The sequence below is a fragment of the Streptomyces dryopteridis genome, assembly GCF_049606955.1.
Taxonomy (GTDB): Bacteria; Actinomycetota; Actinomycetes; order Streptomycetales; family Streptomycetaceae; genus Streptomyces.
This window is the reverse complement of sequence record NZ_CP187113.1, coordinates 71,188-91,297: the sequence shown is the minus strand read 5'-3', so window position 1 is coordinate 91,297 and position 20,110 is coordinate 71,188. Positions and strand designations below refer to the sequence as shown.

Annotated in this window: 15 protein-coding genes; 8 read left to right on the top strand and 7 right to left on the bottom strand. The window is 76.4% G+C overall.

Annotated features, from left to right (window positions below; genetic code table 11):
- The first annotated feature begins 100 nt into the window (after positions 1-100).
- The 3 genes from ACN20G_RS00395 (at position 101) to ACN20G_RS00385 (ending at position 4,534) form a co-directional block, all read left to right on the top strand.
- Positions 101-685 (top strand): RNA polymerase sigma factor, encoded by a 585-nt coding sequence (locus ACN20G_RS00395; protein ID WP_424210660.1) that lies wholly within the window; start codon positions 101-103, stop codon positions 683-685.
- Positions 686-2,031: 1,346 nt separating this feature from the next.
- Positions 2,032-2,847 (top strand): IclR family transcriptional regulator, encoded by an 816-nt coding sequence (locus ACN20G_RS00390; RefSeq protein ID WP_424215309.1) that lies wholly within the window; start codon positions 2,032-2,034, stop codon positions 2,845-2,847.
- A 316-nt stretch (positions 2,848-3,163) separates the two neighbouring features.
- Positions 3,164-4,534 (top strand): PP2C family protein-serine/threonine phosphatase, encoded by a 1,371-nt coding sequence (locus tag ACN20G_RS00385; RefSeq protein ID WP_424210659.1) that lies wholly within the window; start codon positions 3,164-3,166, stop codon positions 4,532-4,534.
- 30 nt (positions 4,535-4,564) lie between these two features.
- Here the strand turns inward: ACN20G_RS00385 and ACN20G_RS00380 are convergent, their stop codons facing one another.
- Entirely contained in the window at positions 4,565-4,990 is a 426-nt protein-coding gene (locus ACN20G_RS00380; RefSeq protein WP_424210658.1) for a helix-turn-helix transcriptional regulator, read from the bottom strand.
- Between the two features lie 144 nt (positions 4,991-5,134).
- On the opposite strand from ACN20G_RS00380, the gene ACN20G_RS00375 reads away from it, so the two are divergent.
- Positions 5,135-6,079 (top strand): SigB/SigF/SigG family RNA polymerase sigma factor, encoded by a 945-nt coding sequence (locus ACN20G_RS00375; RefSeq protein ID WP_424210657.1) that lies wholly within the window; start codon positions 5,135-5,137, stop codon positions 6,077-6,079.
- 131 nt (positions 6,080-6,210) lie between these two features.
- On the opposite strand, the gene ACN20G_RS00370 is transcribed toward ACN20G_RS00375, so the two are convergent.
- Positions 6,211-6,960: a VanZ family protein gene (locus tag ACN20G_RS00370; RefSeq protein WP_424210656.1), complete on the bottom strand. Its 750-nt coding sequence runs from the start codon at positions 6,958-6,960 to the stop codon at positions 6,211-6,213.
- A 323-nt stretch (positions 6,961-7,283) separates the two neighbouring features.
- Between ACN20G_RS00370 and ACN20G_RS00365 the strand changes: the two genes are divergently transcribed.
- Positions 7,284-8,372, top strand: a complete 1,089-nt coding sequence (locus ACN20G_RS00365; RefSeq protein WP_424210655.1) for a quaternary amine ABC transporter ATP-binding protein — start codon at positions 7,284-7,286, stop codon at positions 8,370-8,372.
- Positions 8,372-10,174, top strand: a complete 1,803-nt coding sequence (locus ACN20G_RS00360; protein ID WP_424215308.1) for an ABC transporter permease/substrate binding protein — start codon at positions 8,372-8,374, stop codon at positions 10,172-10,174. Before ACN20G_RS00365 ends, ACN20G_RS00360 begins: the two co-directional genes overlap by 1 nt.
- Before the next feature lie 114 nt (positions 10,175-10,288).
- On the opposite strand, the gene ACN20G_RS00355 is transcribed toward ACN20G_RS00360, so the two are convergent.
- The 4 genes from ACN20G_RS00355 to ACN20G_RS00340 form a co-directional block, all read right to left on the bottom strand.
- Complete coding sequence (locus tag ACN20G_RS00355) at positions 10,289-10,810, bottom strand: DUF4383 domain-containing protein (RefSeq protein WP_424210654.1); 522 nt, start codon at positions 10,808-10,810, stop codon at positions 10,289-10,291.
- Positions 10,811-10,887: 77 nt separating this feature from the next.
- Positions 10,888-11,628 carry an alpha/beta hydrolase gene (locus ACN20G_RS00350; RefSeq protein ID WP_424215307.1) on the bottom strand — a complete coding sequence of 247 codons (741 nt, stop codon included), beginning with the start codon at positions 11,626-11,628 and terminating at the stop codon, positions 10,888-10,890.
- 2 nt (positions 11,629-11,630) lie between these two features.
- Positions 11,631-12,968, bottom strand: coding sequence for a class I SAM-dependent methyltransferase (locus ACN20G_RS00345; protein ID WP_424210653.1), 1,338 nt, complete (start codon positions 12,966-12,968; stop codon positions 11,631-11,633).
- Positions 12,969-13,019: 51 nt separating this feature from the next.
- The gene (locus ACN20G_RS00340; protein ID WP_424210652.1) at positions 13,020-14,090 is read right to left on the bottom strand and encodes a YihY/virulence factor BrkB family protein; all 1,071 of its coding nucleotides are present in this window, start codon (positions 14,088-14,090) and stop codon (positions 13,020-13,022) included.
- Between the two features lie 132 nt (positions 14,091-14,222).
- On the opposite strand from ACN20G_RS00340, the gene ACN20G_RS00335 reads away from it, so the two are divergent.
- Both ACN20G_RS00335 and ACN20G_RS00330 read left to right on the top strand, forming a co-directional pair.
- Positions 14,223-14,534, top strand: a complete 312-nt coding sequence (locus ACN20G_RS00335) for a hypothetical protein (RefSeq protein WP_424210651.1) — start codon at positions 14,223-14,225, stop codon at positions 14,532-14,534.
- A gap of 28 nt (positions 14,535-14,562) precedes the next feature.
- The gene (locus ACN20G_RS00330) at positions 14,563-15,255 is read left to right on the top strand and encodes a DUF4230 domain-containing protein (RefSeq protein ID WP_424210650.1); all 693 of its coding nucleotides are present in this window, start codon (positions 14,563-14,565) and stop codon (positions 15,253-15,255) included.
- On the opposite strand, the gene ACN20G_RS00325 is transcribed toward ACN20G_RS00330, so the two are convergent.
- Entirely contained in the window at positions 15,246-20,021 is a 4,776-nt protein-coding gene (locus tag ACN20G_RS00325; protein WP_424210649.1) for a hypothetical protein, read from the bottom strand. The genes ACN20G_RS00330 and ACN20G_RS00325 overlap by 10 nt on opposite strands.
- Positions 20,022-20,110 lie beyond the last annotated feature (89 nt).

Below are 20,110 nucleotides of genomic sequence, written 5' to 3'. Positions count from 1 at the left end.
CCGGGCGCCGCCCGGACGGCCGCGGGCCCGGCCACGGCCCCGACTCCGGCGCCGGACCCGGGCGCCGCCCGCGACCCCACACCCCCGGCGGGTGCGCCGCATGACCGACCGCGAGGCCGACCCCGCCGGCCGGCAGCTCAGCGCCGAACTCGCGGGGGCGCAACCGGTGGAGTTCGTGGCCTTCCACTCCCACCACCACCGGGCCTACCTGCGCTACGCCCACCTGCAACTCGGCTCCCGCGAGGAGGCCGAGCCGGTGGTCGAGGACGTGTTCACCGTGCTCCTCGCCATGTGGGCCCAGGCCCTGCGCGAACCCAACCTCCAGGCATTCGCCTGGGCGGAGCTGCGGGCCGCCGTCGAGGCCCGGCGCCGCACCCTGGGCCGCCCCTCCGCCATGGTCGAGACGGCCTGGTTCGAGGCCCTGCGCCGCACCTCGCCCGAGGGCGTGGCCTGGGCCGAATGGGCCGAGCACCGGCTCGGGCTCTACTCGGCCATCGCCGAACTCCCCGAACGGCAGTACGACGTGGTCCTGCTGGTGTTCCTGGAGGGATACCGGGTCGAGGAGGCCGCCCGCACCATGGGCATCTCCCACGCCACCGCCCTGTCCCAGATCCGCAGCGCGCACCGCACGCTGTCACGCAGACTCGGGGTCCACTGGGGCCCCGGAGAGGAAGTGGACCGGTGAGTCACGCGCCACGGGACCGTGACGCCGTCGCCCGCGAGGTCGCCGACGCCCTCGCCGACGCCGAGGTGCTGGCCGAGGAGTACGCGGGCTACGACGAGGCCGCCGCCCGCCGCCGCATCGCCCGCCGCGTCCTCGCCGCGCGGGCCCGGCGCACCCCTGCCGGCCCCCCGCCCGCCGCCCCCGCGCCCACCCCCGACCCCGCTCCGCGCCCCCCGGCCGGCGCCGCCGACCCCGCCCCCGGGCCGCCGCGCACGGCCGGGGCCCGCGCCCGATCCGGCCCGGCCCCCTACCCGGCCGCCGAGCACAGCCGTCCGAGCACCCCCGCCCCGCCCACGATCCCGGCGCCCCCCGCGCCGGCCGGCGCGCCGGGGCGGATCACGACCGACCCGACCGGACCGCCGCCCACCCGGCTCTCGCCCCCCGCGCCCGGGGCGCCGGTCGGACCGGAGGCCCGCGGGGACGCGCCGCTCACCCCCGGCCCCCCACCCCCGTCGCCGCGACGCGCCACCCGGCCCGACCTCGACGGACTCCTCGGCCCCCGGGCCCGGCCGCGCCGCCGCATCCCCGCCCAGAGCGCCCCCGAGGACCGGGGCCCCGCGCTGCCCCGCGTGCCCGCCGACCCGCGCGCCCTCGCCCTCTCGCCGGCCGATCCGCTGGGCCTGGTCGCCGGCGCCCCCCATCCCGCCCGACGCGACGCGGCGGGCCCGCTCCCGGCCGCCGTCGCGCACCTGCGGGCCGCCCACGCCCTCGACCTGCTCGCCGGCCGCCTGGTCGACGACCCGGGTCTCACCGCCCACGCCCTCGACCCCGACTCCTGGCCGCACAGCGCCGCCGCCGCCCTCCTCCTGGCCTGCGTGCTGCACCTCGGCGGCCGCGCCGACTCCTCCCAGTTCTGGTTCCAGTACGCCGCCGGCGCCGGCTCGCGGGCCGCCGCCCACGCCCTGCGCCTGCTGCACCTGGCCCGCGCCGAACACGCCACGGCCGCGCACTGGCAGCGCGAGGCCCGCTCCGGCCGGCTCGACGCGGACCCACCCCTGCGCGCCCCGCTGCCCCCGCTGCCCGAGGAACGCCACCCCGGCCCGTGCGCGACGGCGCAGAGCCCCGGGCCCGACCCCGCCGCCCCCGCCGAGGCCCCGCCCCACCCCCTGTTCCGCCGTCCCCGCACCCTGCCCGCCCGCCTGCTCGACGTCGTGCGCGCCCTGCCCGCGCGCTCCGACCCCGACCTCGGGGAACTCACCCGACCCGACACCGCCCTCGCCGTCGCCCTGCGCCGGCACGCCCGGCTCATCCCGCTCAACCTGGTCAGCGAGGCCAACGCCTACTCCCCGGCCCCGCTGCGGGCCCCGCTGCTCACCGACCGGGCCCGACGGGCCGTGGTCCGCCCGACCGGCGCCGACACCCTGGCCTCCGTGCACCGGGCCCTGCGGGTCCTCGAAGTGATCCACCGGCACTCGGGCGGCACCGGGCTGCCGCAGATCCGCCGGGAGACCGGCCTGCCCACCGCGCACCTCTCGCGCAGCCTGGGACTGCTGACCAGGGAGGGCGCCATCGGCGCGGTGGGCCCGCGGGCCTGGACCCTCGGCCCCGGGACCTGGGACCCCGTGCCCGAGGGCGACCCCGAGGCCGACCCCGGCGGCCTCGCGGCCCTGCTCGCCCGGATCCGGGACTCCGTCGGCGCCGCCGTGTACCTCAGCCGCTACGAGGACGGGGAGGTCACCGTCCCGCGCCACGCGGCCGGCCCGAACACCCCCACCGTCGAGGAGTGGGTGGGCTTCCGCTTCGCCGCCCACGCCAGCGCCGTCGGCAAGTGCCTGCTCACCCAGCTCGGCCACGAGGACCGCCGGGACCACCTCGCCCGCCATCGGGTCTGCCGGTTCACCCGCCACACCATCACCGACGAGCGGGCCCTCTTGCGACACCTCGACACCCGCTCGCCCCGGGCGCCCGTCCTCGACCTCCAGGAGTACGCCCTGGGCACCCTGTGCGCCGCCGTGCCGCTGCGCTCCGGCCCCGCCGCCGAATGCCTGGCCCTGTCCCTGCCGCTCTCCCGCGCCCACCGGCTCGGGGACGCCGCCGGACTGCTCCAGGGCGAGGCGGCGGCCGTGCTGCTCGCGCTGCTGCTCGCGGGGGAGGAGGCGTTCGGTCGCACGGGGGCGTGCTGAACGTTCCGCTCGCGACGCGGTCCGACACCCGGCCCGGATCCGGGCCGGACCGTGACGGGGGAGCGCTCGCGGGACGGGTGGGGCGGGCGGGTCGGACCAGGGGGCACTGGTGGGGGAGTCGGCCGCCGGACGCGCGCGCGTCCCCTAGCAGAAGGGCGCGGACCCGGGACGGAGATCGTCGGTCGACCACTCCGAGGGGTGGTCGTCGCCCGGCGAGCCGTGTAATCGGGATCCGATGCGCTCACGATGAGTGAGATCCGCGATGCGCGGCGTGTGCACGCCGCGGCCGGTCGTGAGTGCCTTCGGGATGGTGCAGGTGGACGGCGATCTGGGCGGGGGCGGTGGGCCGCGTTCCCTGGCCCGTCTGTGGGGGATCCTGAACTGGGACCGGTGCCTGCGCGAGGTGGCCCGGATCGCCTCCGAGGGCCGGGGCGTGGGCGGGGCGACCATCGTGGCCCGGGGGGTCGGGCCCGACTGGCAGTTCGTCCGGGCCGAGTACGGGCGGATCGTGTCGGAGGGGGTGCTGCGCGGGGCCGAGGCCGTGCCCGGCGGGCCCCTCGCGGAGGCGTTGGCGACCGCGCCCGTCGGCCGCTGCGGCCCTCGCCCCTGGCCCGCGGACCTGCCCGTGCCGGGCCGGCCGGACCCCGACCGGGAGGGGGAGGGGCGCTCCCGCTGGGTGGTCTCCCTGACCGGGCGGGGGCCGCACGCGGCGGCCCTGGTGCTGTGCGGCCCCCGCCTTCCCGTCGAGCCGCTCCGGGTCCGGCCCCGGGCCTGGGCCCCGCTGGTCGCGGCGGCCGGTGCGGCGCTCTCCGCCGCCTGTCTGCACACCCGCAAGGCCCGGCTCGCCGAGACCCTCCAGGAGGCCCTGCGGCCGCCGCGCGAACTGGTGCTGGGCGGGCTGGACCTGGCCTGCGGGCACCGTCCGGCCGCCGGGGTCGAGGTCGGCGGGGTGGGCGACGGCCTGGGCGGGGACTTCTACGACGTGTACCGGGCCCGGGGCCCCGAGCGTCCCGGTGGCCACCTCGTCTTCGGGGACGTGTGCGGCAGCGGCGCGCGGGCCGCCGTCATCGCCGGGCTCATCCGCAGCACCTGCGCCGCCCTGCTGCGCTACGACCCGCGCCCCGACCGGTTGTTGCAGGCACTCAACGAGCGGCTGTTGGAGGCCGAGGACTCCCGGTTCGCGACCCTGGTGCTCGCCGCGTTCCACCCCGGGGCCCCGGGCGGCGGCGGGGGGCTGACCTTGGATCTGACCTCGGCCGGGCATCCGCCGCCGCTGATCCTGCGCCGGGACGGCGGGGTGGAGCGGGCGGCGACCTCCGGGACCCTGGTCGGCGTGCTGCCCGTGGTCGAGGCCGACACCTGGCGGACCCGGCTGGAGCCCGGAGAAACGTGCCTGTTCTACACGGACGGGGTGACCGAGGCGCGCGGGCGGGTGGGGCGGGAGGAGTTCGGGGAGGAGCGGCTCGCCGAGGTGCTCGCGGGCTGTCGGGGACTGCCCGTGGAGGCCGTGGTGACCCGGGTGGAGTCGGTGGTCGCGGCGTGGCACGCGGGTCGGGGCCACGACGACCTGACGGTGCTGGCCCTGGCGCCGCGCGCCGGGCGGGACGCGGGCCCGGCCCAGGCGGGCGTGCTCTCGGGCCCGGTCCGGGGCGCGCGGGGCGCGGCGGTGCGGACGGCGGGCCGGTGAGCGGGCGCGCGGCCGGGGCTCCGGGCCGGGTCAGTCGTGGACGGAGGCCAGGGTCGCGGGTTCGGGGGCGGCGTCCTCGGGTCTCTCGGCCTCGGGCTCCCCGGCCGCGTGCGGTCCGACGGAGTCCTCGGAGAGGGGCACCGAGGAGGTGGGCGGGCCCTCGGGCGCGGCCGTGAGCAGGGCGAGCAGTCCGGCCACCCGGACGCCGGCCTCGGCCGGGTGACGGAAGAGGGCGTCGTGGGAGATCAGGTAGCGGTTGCGACGGCCGTCGCGCACGCGCGTGAGGTAGCCGTCCGTCTCCAGGTCCGTGACGATCGTCTGCACCGTGCGTTCGGTGAGCCCGCAGGTCATCGCCACGTCCCGCAGGCGAGTGCCGGGATCCCGTGAGATCGCCACCAACACTCGTGCATGATTAGTGAGGAATGTCCAATTTTGACGCTGACCGGTCGCACCCATGCGCTCATGATGCGGTACCGGATTCCGGTGAAGCAAGACACGAAAAGGTTTTCCGGTAATTCTTGACGTATGACGCTGGGCGGGCAATCATCTACCGAAGTCAAGGTCCCGCGCCGCAAGCCGCAAGCCCAAGGAGCGAACCCCATGTCCGTCACCGCCCCGTCCACCCCGGACACCGAGATCGCAGCCCACGGCGCCGTCACCCTGCCCGCCCCCGCCGCCGAGCCCGCCGTCCCCTACGGCGCCCAGGCGCCGACCGTCCCCGACGGTCTGCCCTGGATCGAGTGCCCCCGAGAACTTCCGCCGTCCGACGCCCGGGAACTCTCCCCGATGTTCTTCCGGCGGCTGCGCGAGCTCGACGAGGGCACCCACGCCCACCGTTACGTCCGCAACACGCTGATCGAGATGAACGCCTCGCTCGTGCAGTACGCCGTGCGCCGCTTCCGCGGTCGCGGCGACGGCACCGACATCGACGACATCGTGCAGGTCGGCACCATAGGTCTGATCAAGGCCATCGACCGCTACGACCCCGACCGGGGCACCGAGTTCTCGACCCTCGCGATGCCGTACATCATCGGCGAGATCAAGCGTCACTTCCGCGACACCAGCTGGGCCGTCCGGGTGCCGCGCCGGCTCCAGGAGCTGCGGATAGACATCGCGAAGGCGAAGGAGGAGCTCACCGCCTCCCTCGACCGCTCGCCCACCGTCTCCGACCTCGCCGAGCACCTCGGGCTGAGCCAGGACGAGGTGGTCGAGGGCCTGGTCGCCGCCAACGGTCACACCTCCGGCTCCCTGGACGCGCCCCACACCGAGGCCGAGCAGTCCGGGGCCGCCGGCCAAGGCCACAGCCTCGCCGACGTGATCGGCGCGGAGGAACCGGCCATGGAGCTGGTCGAGGACCTGCACACCCTGGCACCGCTGCTGGAGAAGCTCACCGACCGCGAGCGCAAGATGCTCGAGCTGCGCTTCGGTCAGGAACTGACCCAGGCCCAGATCGGCGCGACCCTCGGCATCTCCCAGATGCAGGTCTCCCGCATCCTGACCCGGGTCCTGAACCACCTGCGCACCTCGATGCTGCAGGACGACTGACCATCCCCCTCCCGGGGTCGACACCCTCCCCCCGTGTCGCCCCCGCCCCGAGCGCCCGTCGCCCGCGACCCCCCTTCACGCGGCGGCGGGCGCTCGGCATGTCCGTCGACCGGCGCCCGCCCCGCCCCGCCTCAGACCGCGGTTCCCGGGCCGCCGGCGGCCGGGTCCACCGGCGCGGGCCGCGGGTTCCGGGCCGCCCGCTGCCACCAGTGCCGCCGCCGGGGGTGCACGGCCCGACCGAGCCGCCGCCCCACCAGCAGGTAGCCGAGCAGCGCGCCGGTGGTGTTGAGGATCACGTCGTCCACGTCGAAGGCCCGGCCCGTCACCAGCGCGCCCTGCACGAGCTCCACCAGGAACATCACCGCCGCCGTGCACAGCACCACCCGCAGCGCCCCTCGGGCCCGGGGCAACAGCACCGGCAGCAGCACCCCGAACGGCACCCCCAGGACCAGGTTCCCGCCGATCTGCCGCACCGCCTCGCGCGCCGTCCCGCCGTTCCAGTACGCCGACAGCGACCGACCCGGCCGCACGTTGTTGTACGTGACGGACTCGGACGCGGGGGAGGGCTCCAGCGTCAGACGCGCCAGCAGCCACGCGAAGACCACCATCCCCGCGAAGGCCACGAGCATCGCCGCCCACCGGACCACCGGGTGCGCCCCGCCCCGATCCGTCGGCGCGGACCCCGGGGACGGCTCCGTCCCGGGCTCCGGCGCCGGCTCCCGCTCGGGCGCCGGCGCGCCCCCGTCGCCCTCGCGACGCTCCTCCTCGGTCGGCCCGGCCCAGCGGCCCCGCCACCGCGCCCCCGGCCCGCCGAACCGGCCGCGTGCGCCGTCCCCGGCCCCACCGGCACCGCCCGCCCCCACGCCTTCGACCGCCTTCATTCCCGGGTCCTCCCAGCCTCCGTACGGCCCCGGACCCTCCGGGGCGCGTCGTGGGCCGCGTATACCCGGCCGGCGCGGCTCGATCCGGCCCCCGAGAGACCACTCCCGTCACTTTCACCCCACCCGTCCCACCCGTCTCGGCACGTGACCTGTGTCACCTGCGCGTTTGCCCTCGCGAACCCCGGGCATCCGCCCTGCGGAGCGGACCCCGGTCCTTCGACCCGATCGAAGGGCCCGGGCCACACGGACAGATTCCGTCCCGCCCCCGCGCGCCCGGCCCCGAGGCCGGGCGCCCGGTCTTCCCCACGACCCGCGAGGTACATGTGTCCACGCTGGAAGCCGAACACGTCTACAAGGTGTTCGGCAGACGACCCCACGACGCGGTCCGCGCTCTCCGGGACGGCGCCGACCGCGCCGACCTGCGGACCGACGGCGCCACCGCCGCCGTGATCGACGCCTCCTTCCGCGTCGAGCCCGGCGAGATCTTCGTGGTGATGGGGTTGTCGGGTTCCGGCAAGTCCACGCTGTTGCGCATGCTCAACGGACTCCTCGACCCCACGGCCGGGCGCGTCCTCTTCGACGGCGAGGACCTCACCGCCCTCGCCCCCCGCGACCTGCGCCGCGTCCGGTCCACCAAGGTCAGCATGGTCTTCCAGCACTTCGCGCTGTTCCCGCACCGCACCGTGCTGGAGAACGCCGGCTACGGCCTGGAGGTCCAGGGCGTGCCCAAGGCCGAACGCGACCGGCGCGCCGCCGAATCCCTCGAACTGTGCGGACTGTCCGGCTGGGCCGACTCCTGGCCCGACGAGCTGTCCGGCGGCATGCAGCAGCGCGTGGGCCTGGCCCGCGCCCTGGCCACCGACGCCGACATCCTCCTGATGGACGAGTCCTTCAGCGCCCTGGACCCGCTGATCCGCCGCGACATGCAGGACCAGCTCCTGGAGCTCCAGCGGACCCTGCGCAAGACCATCGTCTTCATCACCCACGACCTCAACGAGGCCATGCGCCTGGGCGACCGCATCGCCGTCATGCGCGACGGCCGCGTGGTCCAGCAGGGCACGGCCGAGGACATCCTCACGCGTCCGGCCGACGACTACGTCGCCTCGTTCATCCAGGACGTGGACCGCTCCCGCGTGCTCACCGCCGACGCCGTCATGACCACCCTCCCGGCCCACCCCGGCCCGGACCGGTGCGACTGCCCGACCGTCACCGCCGACACCCCGCTGGCCGAGCTGTGCGCCGTCAGCGCCCGCGTGACCCACCCGGTCACCGTCACCGATCCGGCCGGCACTCCGATCGGCGTCGTCCCCCGGGCCCGACTCATCGCCTTCATCGGCGACGAGGACCGACCGCCGCTGCGCTGCGCGCCCACGGCCCCCGTCGACGACCCGACGGAGGTGGCCGCCGCATGATGCCCCGCATCCCCCTCGGCTCCTGGGTCGACAGCGCCGTCGACTCCCTCCAGTCCCACCTCTCCTGGCTGTTCGAGGCCCTGAGCACCGGCGTCACCGGCCTCTACGACGGGGTCGAGGCCGTGGTCTCCGCCCCCCAACCGCTGCTGTTGGCCGGCATCCTCGCCGTCGCCGCCTGGTGGCTGCGCGGCCTGCTCGCGGCCCTCGTCACCCTCGCCGGCTTCGCGCTCGTGGACTCCCTCGGCCTGTGGACCGACGCCATGTCCACCCTCGCGCTGGTCCTCGTCGCGACCCTGGTCACCCTCGTCATCGCGGTCCCGCTCGGCATCTGGGCCTCCCGCTCCGACCGGGTCAGCGCCGTGCTGCGACCCGTGCTGGACTTCATGCAGACCATGCCGGCCATGGTCTACCTGATCCCCGGCATCATCTTCTTCGGCGTCGGCGTCGTCCCCGGCATCATCGCCACCATCGTCTTCTCCCTGCCGCCCGGCGTGCGGATGACCGAACTCGGCATCCGCCAGGTCGACGGGGACCTCGTCGAGGCCGCCGACGCCTTCGGCACCACCCCCCGCAACACCCTCTTCAGGGTCCAGCTCCCGCTGGCCCTGCCCACCCTGATGGCCGGCGTCAACCAGGTCATCATGCTCAGCCTGTCCATGGTCGTCATCGCCGGCATGGTCGGCGGCGGCGGACTCGGCGGCGCCGTCTACCGCGCCATCGGCAACGTGGACATCGGCCTCGGCTTCGAGGCCGGCATCTCCATCGTCATCCTCGCCATGTACCTGGACCGGATGACCGGCGCCCTCGGCCGCCAGGTCTCCCCGCTCGGCCGTCGCACCCTGGACAAGGCCCGGGCCGCCGCCCACGGCGCCGGCCGGATCTGGGGCCACCGCCCCCGGCCCGCGCTCGCCGTCTCCGGCGCCCTCGTCCTGGCCCTCACGGCCGGCGGCATGACCGCCTTCGCCGGTGACGGGGACGGCGCGCAAGGCGGCGTCGGCGAGGGCCGCACCGTCAGCATCGGCTACATCCCGTGGGACGAGGGCATCGCGAGCACCTTCCTGTGGAAGGAACTCCTCGAACGCCAGGGCTTCCACGTCGACGCCCGCCAGCTCGAACTCGGCGCCCTGTACACCGGCATGGCCGGCGGCCAGATCGACTTCCAGACCGACTCCTGGCTGCCCGGCACCCACGCCCAGTACATGAAGAAGTACGGGGACCGGCTCGACGACCTCGGCTCCTGGTACGGCCCGACCTCCCTGGAGATCGCCGTCCCCTCCTACGTCAAGGACGTGAAGTCGCTCGCCGACCTCAAGGGCAAGGCCGACCGCTTCAAGGGCCGCATCATCGGCATCGAACCCAGCGCCGGCGAGATGAACCTGCTCAAGTCGAAGGTCATGGGCGCCTACGGGCTCGGCGACGAATACCAGGTCGTCGACGGCTCCACCCCCGGCATGCTCGCCGAACTCAAGCGGGCCTACGACAAGAAGGAACCCGTCGCGGTGGTCCTGTGGTCCCCGCACTGGGCCTACTCCTCCTACGAGCTGACCAAGCTCGCCGACCCCAAGAACGTCTGGGGCGAGGGTGACGGCATCCACAGCCTCTCCCGCAAGGGCTTCGCCGCCGACGAACCCGAGGTGGCCCGCTGGCTGAAGGGGTTCAAGCTGACCGAGGCGCAGCTCACCGGCCTGGAGGCGACCATCCAGAAGACCGGCAAGGGCAAGGAACAGGAGGCGGTGCGCACCTGGCTGGACGAGCAGCCCGGGCTCGCCGACAAGCTCACCCCCGCGCCCGCCGCGCACTGACCCCGGCCGGACCCGTACCGCGAGCACACACGCGCCGGGTGCCCCCGAGAGGATCGATCGTCCGATCCTCGCGGGAGCACCCGGCGTTCGCCGTCCCTCCCCTCGGCCCGGGGGTCAGCGGGGCGCGGGCCCCACCATCGCGCGCCGGGACCGCGCCGCGTCCTCCCGTCCGGCCTGCTCCCGGTGCCGGTCCCGCCAGTACGGATTGTCGTGCGGCAGCCCGCCGCTGACCCGCCCGTACATCCCGAACGTCGCCAGCAGCAGCCCCATCACGAAGCTGAACACGACGTTCGACATCCCGAAGTCCAGCAGGTTCGCGGACCTCCCGATCAGCGCCAGGTGCACGAAACCGCTCAGCACGAACAGCCCGCCGACCACCATGTTCACCGTGGACGCCAGGTTCCCGCCCACCACCGCGGCCCCGATCAGCACCACCCCCACCACCACCGACACCAGGCTGAGCAGCCCGTTCGACGACATGCCCGCGATGGTGGACCCCTCGGTGTCGAAGAAGCCCAGGCCGCCGGCGAACCCCAGGGCCCCGAACACCAGCAACAACACACCGCACAGGGCCGCCCCCACCCGGTACACCCGGCTCAGACGGTGGTCCACCGGCAGTTCCTCGCTCAGCCTCATGACGCCTCCGAAACTCGCGTGCGCGGATCCTCCCGTCCAGCCTGCGCCCGTCGCCGCCTCCTCGTCTCTCGCAGCGTTCACGCACCGATTCGGCCGTCTCGTCGCGGACCGAACCGCCGCGCCGGACCGGGCCACGCCGTCGGCTCGGGCCACCAGCCCAGCGCCGCCCCGGCCGCCGTCACCGCCGCCCGGTGCCACCGGCCCGCGTCCCGCAGCATCGCGTGCCGCCCCCTCGGCATCGACACCCCGACCGCCCGCGCCCCCGCCGCGCCCAACCGCTCCAGCGCCGCCCACGTGGCCCGCGCGTCCGTCACCCGGTCCCGTTCGTCGTGCAGGGCCGTCACCCAGCGGCCCGTCGGCCGGCCGATCGGCTCGTCCGGCGGCCACCACGGGGCCAGGGCCACCAGCCCCCGGACCCCCGGCCGGTCCAGCACCCGCAGCCCGGCCCGCGCCCCCATCGAATGGCCCACCAACACCACCGGCAGGCCCGGGGCCAACGCGGCCAACTCCGTCAGCGCGCCCGCCGCGTCCCGGGCCGGATCGGCCCGCTCCCCGTTCCACCCCCGCCGCCGGTAGCGGACCTCCGCCACCACCACCGGCGCCCCCGCCAGGATCCCCGCCCGCGCCAGCGCGCGCCCGAACGGCCGCATCCGAGCCGCCGGCAGGCTCGCGCGCGGCACCGGATCCCAGCCCTCGGCCCGCCCGCCGTGCAGCAACAGCACCGCCCCGCAGGCCGCCGACAGGTCCCCCGTCCCCGGCCACACCCGCAGTCGCGCCGCCCCGTCCCCGGCGGCCGGTCGCGCGTCCTGAGCCGGCATCGTCACGACCGCCCCGCCTCCGCCCCCGGCGCGTACCAGGCACGGGGCGCCGCGAGCGGCCACCCCGCCCCGTCCGCCCCCTCCGGTCGCACCGCCAGGATCTGGTCCACCCCCATTCGTCCCTCCTCGAAGGTCAGGGCCGACCCGGCCAGGTACAGCCGCCACACCCGCACCGTCACGGCGCCCACCAGGGCGGTGAACTCCGCGCGCCGCTCCTCCAGGGTCGCCGCCCACGCCCGGATCGTGCGCCCGTAGTCCTCCCGGAGGGAGTCCACCGACCGCACCTCCAGCCCCGCCCCCTCCCACCGTCCGACCGTCGCCCCCAACGGACGCATGTGCATGTCGGGCACCACGTACGCCTCGATGAACGCGCCCCCGCCCGGCGCCTGCGCCCCGCGCGACATGACCTGCGCCAACACCCGGCCGCCGGGCCGCAGCGCCTCGCGCACGAGCCCGGTGAACGCCGGGTACTCCCGGTCGCCCACGTGCTCGCTCATCTCGATCACCGACACCGCGTCGAAGTCCCGCGCCCGCACCTCCCGCCAGTGCGCGTGCTCCACCGTCACCGACTCCGCCACCCCCGCCCGCCGGGCCCGCTCCCGCACGTACGCGGCCTGCTCCCGCGACAGGGTCACCGCCGTCACCCGCACCCCGTGCTCACGCGCCGCGTACACCGCCAGCGCCCCCCAGCCGCACCCCAGGTCCAACAACCGGGCCCCGGGCCCGAGCCCCAACTTCCGGCAGATCAGCTCCAGCTTGTCCCGCTGAGCCTCGGCCAGCCCGTACCCCGGCCCCGCCGGCCGGGTCCACCACGCGCAGGAGTACGCCATCGACTCGTCCAACAACAGCTCGTAGAACGCGTTCGACAGGTCATAGTGGTGTCGGATCGCGGCCCGGTCCCGCGCCGTGCTGTGCAGGGCCCCGCGCTGTCGGGACCGCGCCGCGCCCGGCGCCGGCGGCCGCACCCCGAACCCACCGAGCCCCGCGACCAGGGCCGCCGACCGGACCCACGCGCCGGGCCCAGGCCGTGCGGCGCCGCCCCCGGCCTCGGGCCCGTGCCCCCGCGCCTGCCGCACCGCCGTGCCCAAGAGGGCCAGGGCCTCGCCCACGTCCCCCGCGACCTCCAGCTCACCGGCCAGGTAGGCGTCCGCGAGCCCCAGCTCACCCGGCCGCCACACCATCCGGCGCAGGGCCCGCGGGGAACGCACCACCACCTCGGGCGCCCCCGCCGGCCCCACCACACTCCCGTCCCAGGCCCGCAGCCGCACCGGCAGCGGCGCCCCGACCCAGACCTCCCACAGCTCGGCCAGGCGTCCGGCCGCCCTCTCGCGTGTCCTCATGTCCGGCCATTCGGAGCCGGCCCCCCTCCCGGATGCCTCCGCACACCTGTGTCAGCGATCACGCCCCGGGCGGGAGCCGCGCAGGCGCAGCCGCCGCAGGGCCCGCCGTCGCCCGCGCGTCCCCCGAGCCACCCGCGCCCCGGGCCCGACCCCGGACGCCGGAGCCGGCGCCGCGCCGACCGGCGGACGCCACCACTCCACGTTGAACTGGGCCCCGATCACCAGCGCCAGATTGCTCAGCCACAACCACACCAGGAACACCACCACCCCCGCCAGCGACCCGTACAGTCGGCTGTACGTGCCCACCTGCGCGTACAGGGTGAACAGCCCCGAGGCCGCCAGCCACAACACGGCCGCCAACAACCCGCCCGGCAACCCCCGACGATTGCCCCGCGCCCCCGCCGGACCGGTCCGGAACAGCACGAGGATCAACGCCGTGACCACCCCCATCAACACCGGCCACCGCAGCACCGCCCACGTGCCCGTCCCGTCCAGCCCCACCAAGGCGCCCACCCGGCGCGCCACCGGCCCCGACAGCACCAACCCCGCCGTCGCTGTCAACAGCAACCCGAGCAGCACCAGCGCCGTGATCACGATGGTGTGCGCGGTCCGCAGGGCGGGCCGGGTGTCCGGCACCCGGTGCATCGCGTGCAGCGCCCGCCGGAACACCGCGAGATAGCTCGACGCCGACCACAGGGCGCTCAGCGCCCCCGTCGCCACCAACAACCACATCGAGGACGGGGCCGCCGTCAGATCCGTCAACGTCTCGCGCAGGGCCCCCGCCGACTGCGCCGGCAGATACGCGGTCACGTCGGCGATCACCCGCTCCCGGGTCCCGTCCCCGACCAGACCCACCAGCGAGACCGCGATCAACAGGGCCGGCACCAGGGCCAACACCGCGTAGTACGTCAACGCGGCCGCGTGATCGGCGATGTTGTCGTGCCAGCCGCGCACCGCCGTCCCCCGCAGGGCGCCCCCCAACCGTCGCAACCCCGCCGCGACCGCGCCCCCCGGCGCCCCGGCGGTCGGCCCGGGGACGGGGGAGTGGACGAGGGCGGCCCGCGAGGGGGTCCGGGCCGCACGGTGTGGAGGCCCGGGGGCGCGTTCGAGTTCTGCTGTCACAGGGCGCTCATGCTCCGCCGCCCACCCGCGAAAACGGGTCGAACAGCCCCCGTCCCGCCGAACGGGTCACACCCGAGGCGAAAACCGGCCGGGGGAGGGAGGAAACGCCGCCGCGCCGGGTACCAGCGGACCATGTACCCGCACACCGTGAACGGGACCTTCTGGTGGATCCTGGCCGGCCTGCTCCTCCTCGGCTGCGCCGTCGCCGCCCTCACCCTCCTCGTCAAGGTGTGGCGGGCCCGCACCCTGTTGAAGAACGCCGGGGTCCGGGCCCGGCACACCACTCTCCTCGGCCTCGCCGTCGTCTACACCCTGTGGCCCGTGGACCTGCTGCCCGACCCCGTCTACCTCGACGACATCGGGGTCCTGCTGCTGGCCCTGCGCACCGTGCACGGCGCGGTGCGCGAGGCCCGGGCCGGCGCGGTGGACGGGAAGGACGGATGAGCGGGCGCCCACCGGGCATTGGGGGGTCATGGAGAAGAGACGGTCCGATCCCGATCCCGCCCCCGAGCCCCGCACGGCCCCCCGCCCGCGCCGCCGGGCCCGCGGGCCCGTCCTCGTCCTGGTCCTCGTGCTGCTCGCCGGCGCCCTCGTCGTGGCCGGCAACCGGCTGCGGATCCCGGGACTGGACGACCTGTTCGGCACCCGGACCCACGACCGCACCGGCCCGGCCGTCCTGACCGCCCTGCGCGACATGAGCCGCTACGAGGGCGCCGCCGGCGACTACCAGGTGGTCGTGGACCTCGAACACGACGCCCCCTTCCTGCCCGACGCGATCCGGGGCACCCGCACCCTCTACGTGGGCGCCGGCACCGTCGCCGCCCACGTCGACCTCGGCGGCCTCGCCGACGACGCCGTCACCGTCGACGCCGGCCGCACCGAGGCCACGCTGCGGCTGCCCAAGGCCACCCTCGACCGCGCGGCCCTCGACCCCGAGCGCTCCTACGCCGTCTCCAAACAGCGCGGCCTCCTCGACCGTCTCGGCGACCTCTTCTCCGGCAACCCCGGCAGCGAACAGGCCGTCCAACGCCTCGCCGTCCAACGCATCGGAGAGGCCGCGACCAAGGGGGGACTGACCGCCCGCGCCGAGAAGAACACCACCGCCATGCTCGACGGCCTGCTCCGCTCCCTGGGCTTCACCAAGGTGACGGTCACCTACTCCTGAGCCTGACCCTGAGCCTCCCCCCGCCCGCGCCAGGCCGCCGCGAACAACTCGTGCGCCGGCGCGGGCGCCAGCAGCCGCTCGAAGGGGCCCTCGATCCGGTTCTGCCACAACGGCCGCACCCGATAGAGCCCCAACTTGGGCGTCTCCACGGGAAGATGTGGTGCCTTCAGCTCGGTCCACCCGCCCGGGGCGAACGCCGACCGGCCCGCCCGGGCCCGCTTCGCGATCACCACCGCGCCCACCCCGGCCAACTCCTCGCGCGCCGCCGTCAACCGGGCCCCCGTCCACCCGTTCCACCGGCGCACCGACCGGTCCGTGGGCCGCGCCAACGTCAGCAGCTGCAGGAAGTACCCGGCCGCGTCCCGCGACACGCCCAGGGCCTCGGCCGCCTCGTCCGTCAACTCCGGGCAGGACACCCGGGGATCGAGCTCGTGGCACCCTTCGGGCACCACCCCCGACGCGGCCCGGGCCCGCATCCGGTCGAGTCCGCCGCCCACTCGCAACAGCTCGAACAGCTCCAGGCCCCGAGCCAACCCGGACTCCGTGACCAAGCGCTCCCACGCCACCGGATCGGCCGTCAACGCCGGCCGCACGAACGCCGCGCCACTGGGCGCGCACACCACCAGTGCCCCCGCGTCCCAGGCGATCGGCGTCGGCGCCGGCTCGGTGCCGTCCGTCGGCGGCGCCGCCGGCACCACCGGCAGCCGCGCCGGCCCGAACCGGCGCTCCAGCTCCCGCTCGTCCCCGTCGGCCCGCTCCGCCAGCGGGTACAGCAGTTCCGGTCGGGCCAACTCCGCCCGCAGGAGGTCGTGGAGGGCGCCCGCCCACCGGGTCGCCGGATCCCCCGCGGGCCGCTCCGTCCACGCCCAGACCAGCGCCGCCGCGACGGCCGGGATCGGCAGCCCGAGCACCGTCCCCCGGGGACCGGTGGTGCCGTCGGGGAGCACCGGCCGTGCCTGCGCGCCCCGGTAGCGGTCGGCGAACAGCCGCCAGTCGGCCGCCGGGCGGAACACCTTCCCTTCCGCCCCCGGCCCGGAACCCAACGCCCGGGCCCAGTGCTCGGAGACCCCGATCTCCTCCTCCAACTCGTCGGCCAGCGCGTCGTCCACCGGGGGCCGGGCCCCCAGCCGCTCCACCCAGACGGCGGCCATCCGCTCGACGGCCGCGCCGAACCCGTCCCGCTCCCACAGAGCGTCCGGATCGGCGGGCGGCCCGGCGGCGAGCACCTCCCGTCGACCCGCCGCCCCCAGCCGCTCACAGAGCCGCCGGTAGAGGTCACCGGTCCACGGGGAGGCCCGGAACGGGGCCCGCCGGGCCAGGGCCACGTCCTCGTCGTGCCCGGGGTCCCGGGGGAAACCGGCCAGCACCAGCCGCGCGATCGGCCGCCGCACCCCGGTCAGCTCCGCGAACCGGGCCGCCGCCGCCTCGGGAACGGCCGGCGCCCCCCGCTCGTCCACCAACTCCACCATCCGCCGCAGCCGAAGCGCGTCGTCACGGTCCACGAGCACCGTCCGGGCCCGCGGATCCACCGCGGCCACCGCTCCGTCCGAGGCGCCGGCGGGCGCCACCCACCACGTGGCGTCCGGGCCGGCCCCGGCCGCCACCGGCAGCCCCGCCGCCCGCAGCGAGGCCACGGCCCGGGGCTCCGCGCGCCCCACCCACCAGGTCGAACCGGCCCGCGCGAAGGGGGTGTCGGCCCACGCCGTCAGGAACGCCGCCAGCGTGGCCCGCTCCTGGTCCCCGCCCGGGCCCGCGACCAGGCGCCAGGCCACCGCGTCGATGGTGCCGAGCACCGCCGACCAGTCCCGGGGCGGCGCCTGCGGGGCCAGGCGGCGCACCGCCTCGGGGATCCGCCCGGCCAGGGCGAGCCCGTCCGCCGCCACGGCCTCGATCGTGGCGGGATGCGCCGAGGCCGCCGCCCCGTCCCGCCGGCGCTGCTCCTCGCCGGGGTTCCCCAGCCCGAACAGGGCCCGGGCCAGGTCCTCGTCCGGCGCCGTCCGCGCGGGCGCCGGCGGCAGCTCCTCCCGGATCAACCGCACCCGTTCGGCCAGCTCCGCCCGCCGCTCGGCCACCGCCAGGGCCCGGCGCACGCTCCACTCCACCGCCGCGATCACCGGCCGCGAGGACAGCTCCGGAAGCTCCCGACCGATCGCCGTCCGCAAGGCCGACGGACCGTCCCCGGCGGCGTCGAGCAGGCCCCGCACGGCCTCGGCCCCGAGCTCCCGCAGCGCGCGCGAACCGGCCGCGTCCCGCACCCGCAGCAGGTGCCAGAACGCGGGCGGCACCGCCACCCCCAGCGAGGCCGCGCACACCCCGCGTGCCCGCGTCGTCGTGTCCAGCCGCAGCGTGGAGGGGAAACCGGGCAGTCGCCACAGCAGACCGCCGCCGGCCGCGTACGCCCGCACCCCGCTCAGCCCGCCGCCGCGCACCAGGACCAGCGACCCGTCCGCCTCCTCCTCCGGGGCTCCGGCCGGGCGCAGCAGCCCGAAGGGCTCCTGACCCTCGCGGTCGATCGTGAACCCGGCCCGCCGGCCGTCCACGCTCTCCACCGCCCACACGTCGAGCGGGCCCGGGGTGCGCCGGCGCGCGGCGCGGGCCCGGAAGCCGACCAGCCCGTCCCGGTCGCCGAGCGGGGAGGCGGCGAGCCCGGCGGGCAGCGGGGCCAGGGTCGTCGACTCGGCGTGCCGGGTCGACTCGACCCCGGCCGGCGTCGGCTCCGGGGCCTCGGACACGGTTCCGTCCGCGAACTCCGGCAACGGCACCTCGCCCAGTTCCTCGCCGGTCCGCGCGTCCACCGCGAGCCAGGGCCGCCACACGTGGTGCCCGTTGTGCCAGACCCGCTCGCCGTCGGAGACCTGGAGGTACTGGAGGGCGACGCCCTCGCGCCCGCCGGCCCGCAGCAGCCGGCCCCCGTCGTGCGCGCCGGAGCCGTCCGGGGTCGCGAACCGGTAGCCCAGGGGCTCCTGATAGCCGCCGGTGAACGGCTGCAGCCCGTCCAGGCGCTCGGGCCGGAACACCTCTTCGGGCCGCTCGGCCCAGCAGGCCGTGTCCCCATACCGAGCCCCCGCGGTCGTGCTCCACGCGATGAGGAAGGAGCCGCCGATGTGGTGCGCGGTGTGCAGCGAGGTATCCGGCGGCAGGGCGAACGCGGTCTCGGCCACGACCCCGTGCGGACCCACGGCCACCGCCCGGTCCCGGCCGTACACCGTCAACACCGGCCAGGAGGACGTCACCCCGACCACCCCGGGCGCCGGGTCGCCCGCCTCGGCGTCGGCCTGCGCCGCCCGGTCCGCGAACCGCGCGAGCACCCCGTCCAGGGCCGGCCAGCCCCACTCCTCGGCCAGCCCCGAGCGCAGGGACAGGTGCAGCGGGGCCTCGGTCGGGCAGTCGCCGAGCGCCGTCCCGATCCCCTCCAGGGCCGTGGCCGTCGGCCGGTCGAGCAGGGTCTCCAACTCGGTCAGGGCCTCCTCGGCCGAGGCCAGGGCCCCGCCCGCCACCCGGTCCACGAGCTTCCCGGCCCGCGCGGCGACCTCCTGCGCGATCGCGTCGTTGCCGGGCAGCAGGGTCACGGCGGATCCGGGCAGTCGTCGCCCGTCCCAGGACCACATCGGCGGCAACAGGTTGGCGTGCACCCGCCCCTCCAAGCGGGGGCCGAACACCGGGTCGGCGGCCAGCGCCACCAGGGGGCGTTGAGCCGGCCCCTCCCACACCTTCAGCCCCACCTCCGGGCCCGGGTCCACGACCGGGGCGCCGGCGGCGAGCACCGCGTCCAACAGTTCCGCGTCCAGCCCCTGCCAGTGGTGACGGGTGGTGTGCAGGGACACCGGGGCCCCGGCCGCCCGCAGCGCCGTGGCGAGCCGCCCGACCAGCGAGAGGATCTCCTCCGGCATCCGCTGCCGGCCCACGCCGCCCCCGCGCCGTACCGCGTAGCAGTACATGTGCGCGTAGTGCCCCACCCAGTCCGACACCGTCCGCTCGGCCCCGATCCGGCCCGCCGTCCACGCGTCGACGGCCCCCGAACGCTCCAGCAGCCGCAGCCAGGCCCCGCCGTCGGTGGCCCCCTCCGGGAAGATCCCCAGCAGCCCCGCCGCCACCTCCTCCGAGGGCCGGTGCGCGGCGAGGAGCTCCGCCGCGCCGTCCAACACCGGATCGGGCACCGCCTTGCCCCGGGTCACCGCCAACACCGACCCCACCAACCCCGCCACCTCGGCCTCACCGACCCCGGCCGAACGCGCCGTGCTCCGGGCCCGCCGCACCAGGTCCGCGGGCAGGTCCGCCGCCGAGGAACCCCACGCCACCAACAGCTCCGCCCAGGCCCGGAAGGCATCGGCGGGCGCCAGCCGCTCCGTGAGGAACCGTTGGTGCGCCCCGAACTCCTTCGCCGGCATCGCCCCGCCCGCCGCGAACAACAGCGCGTTGGCCCGCCGGTACCCCACGTCCACCGGCAGCCCGTGCTCGGCCTCCGCCGCCCGCGCCAGCACGTACGCCCGGCCGCCGGGCTTCGAGCCGTAGCCGATCAGCCGGTGCCCGACGGTGTCCCAGAACCACGGCAGGTGGGCCGCGGGCAGGGACCGGGCGCGCACGGCCATCGCGTCCACGAACCGGCCCGGTTTGGTCCAGGTCCGCGCCAGCTCCGCGCCCATCGCGTCGACCAGTTCGCGGGCGGCCCCGGCCGTCTCGGGGGCGTGCGCGGCGGCCCAGTCGGCGTACGTGCGCGACCGGTGCGAACCGTCGGCGGGCAGGAACTTCTCGGCGGAGTCGATCATGCCGGGGATCCTCGCACGGACCACCGACAGCGCCGTCGGCCCGACCGGGGGAGGGGAGCGGGACCCGAGGAACCGTACTTTCGGCCGAT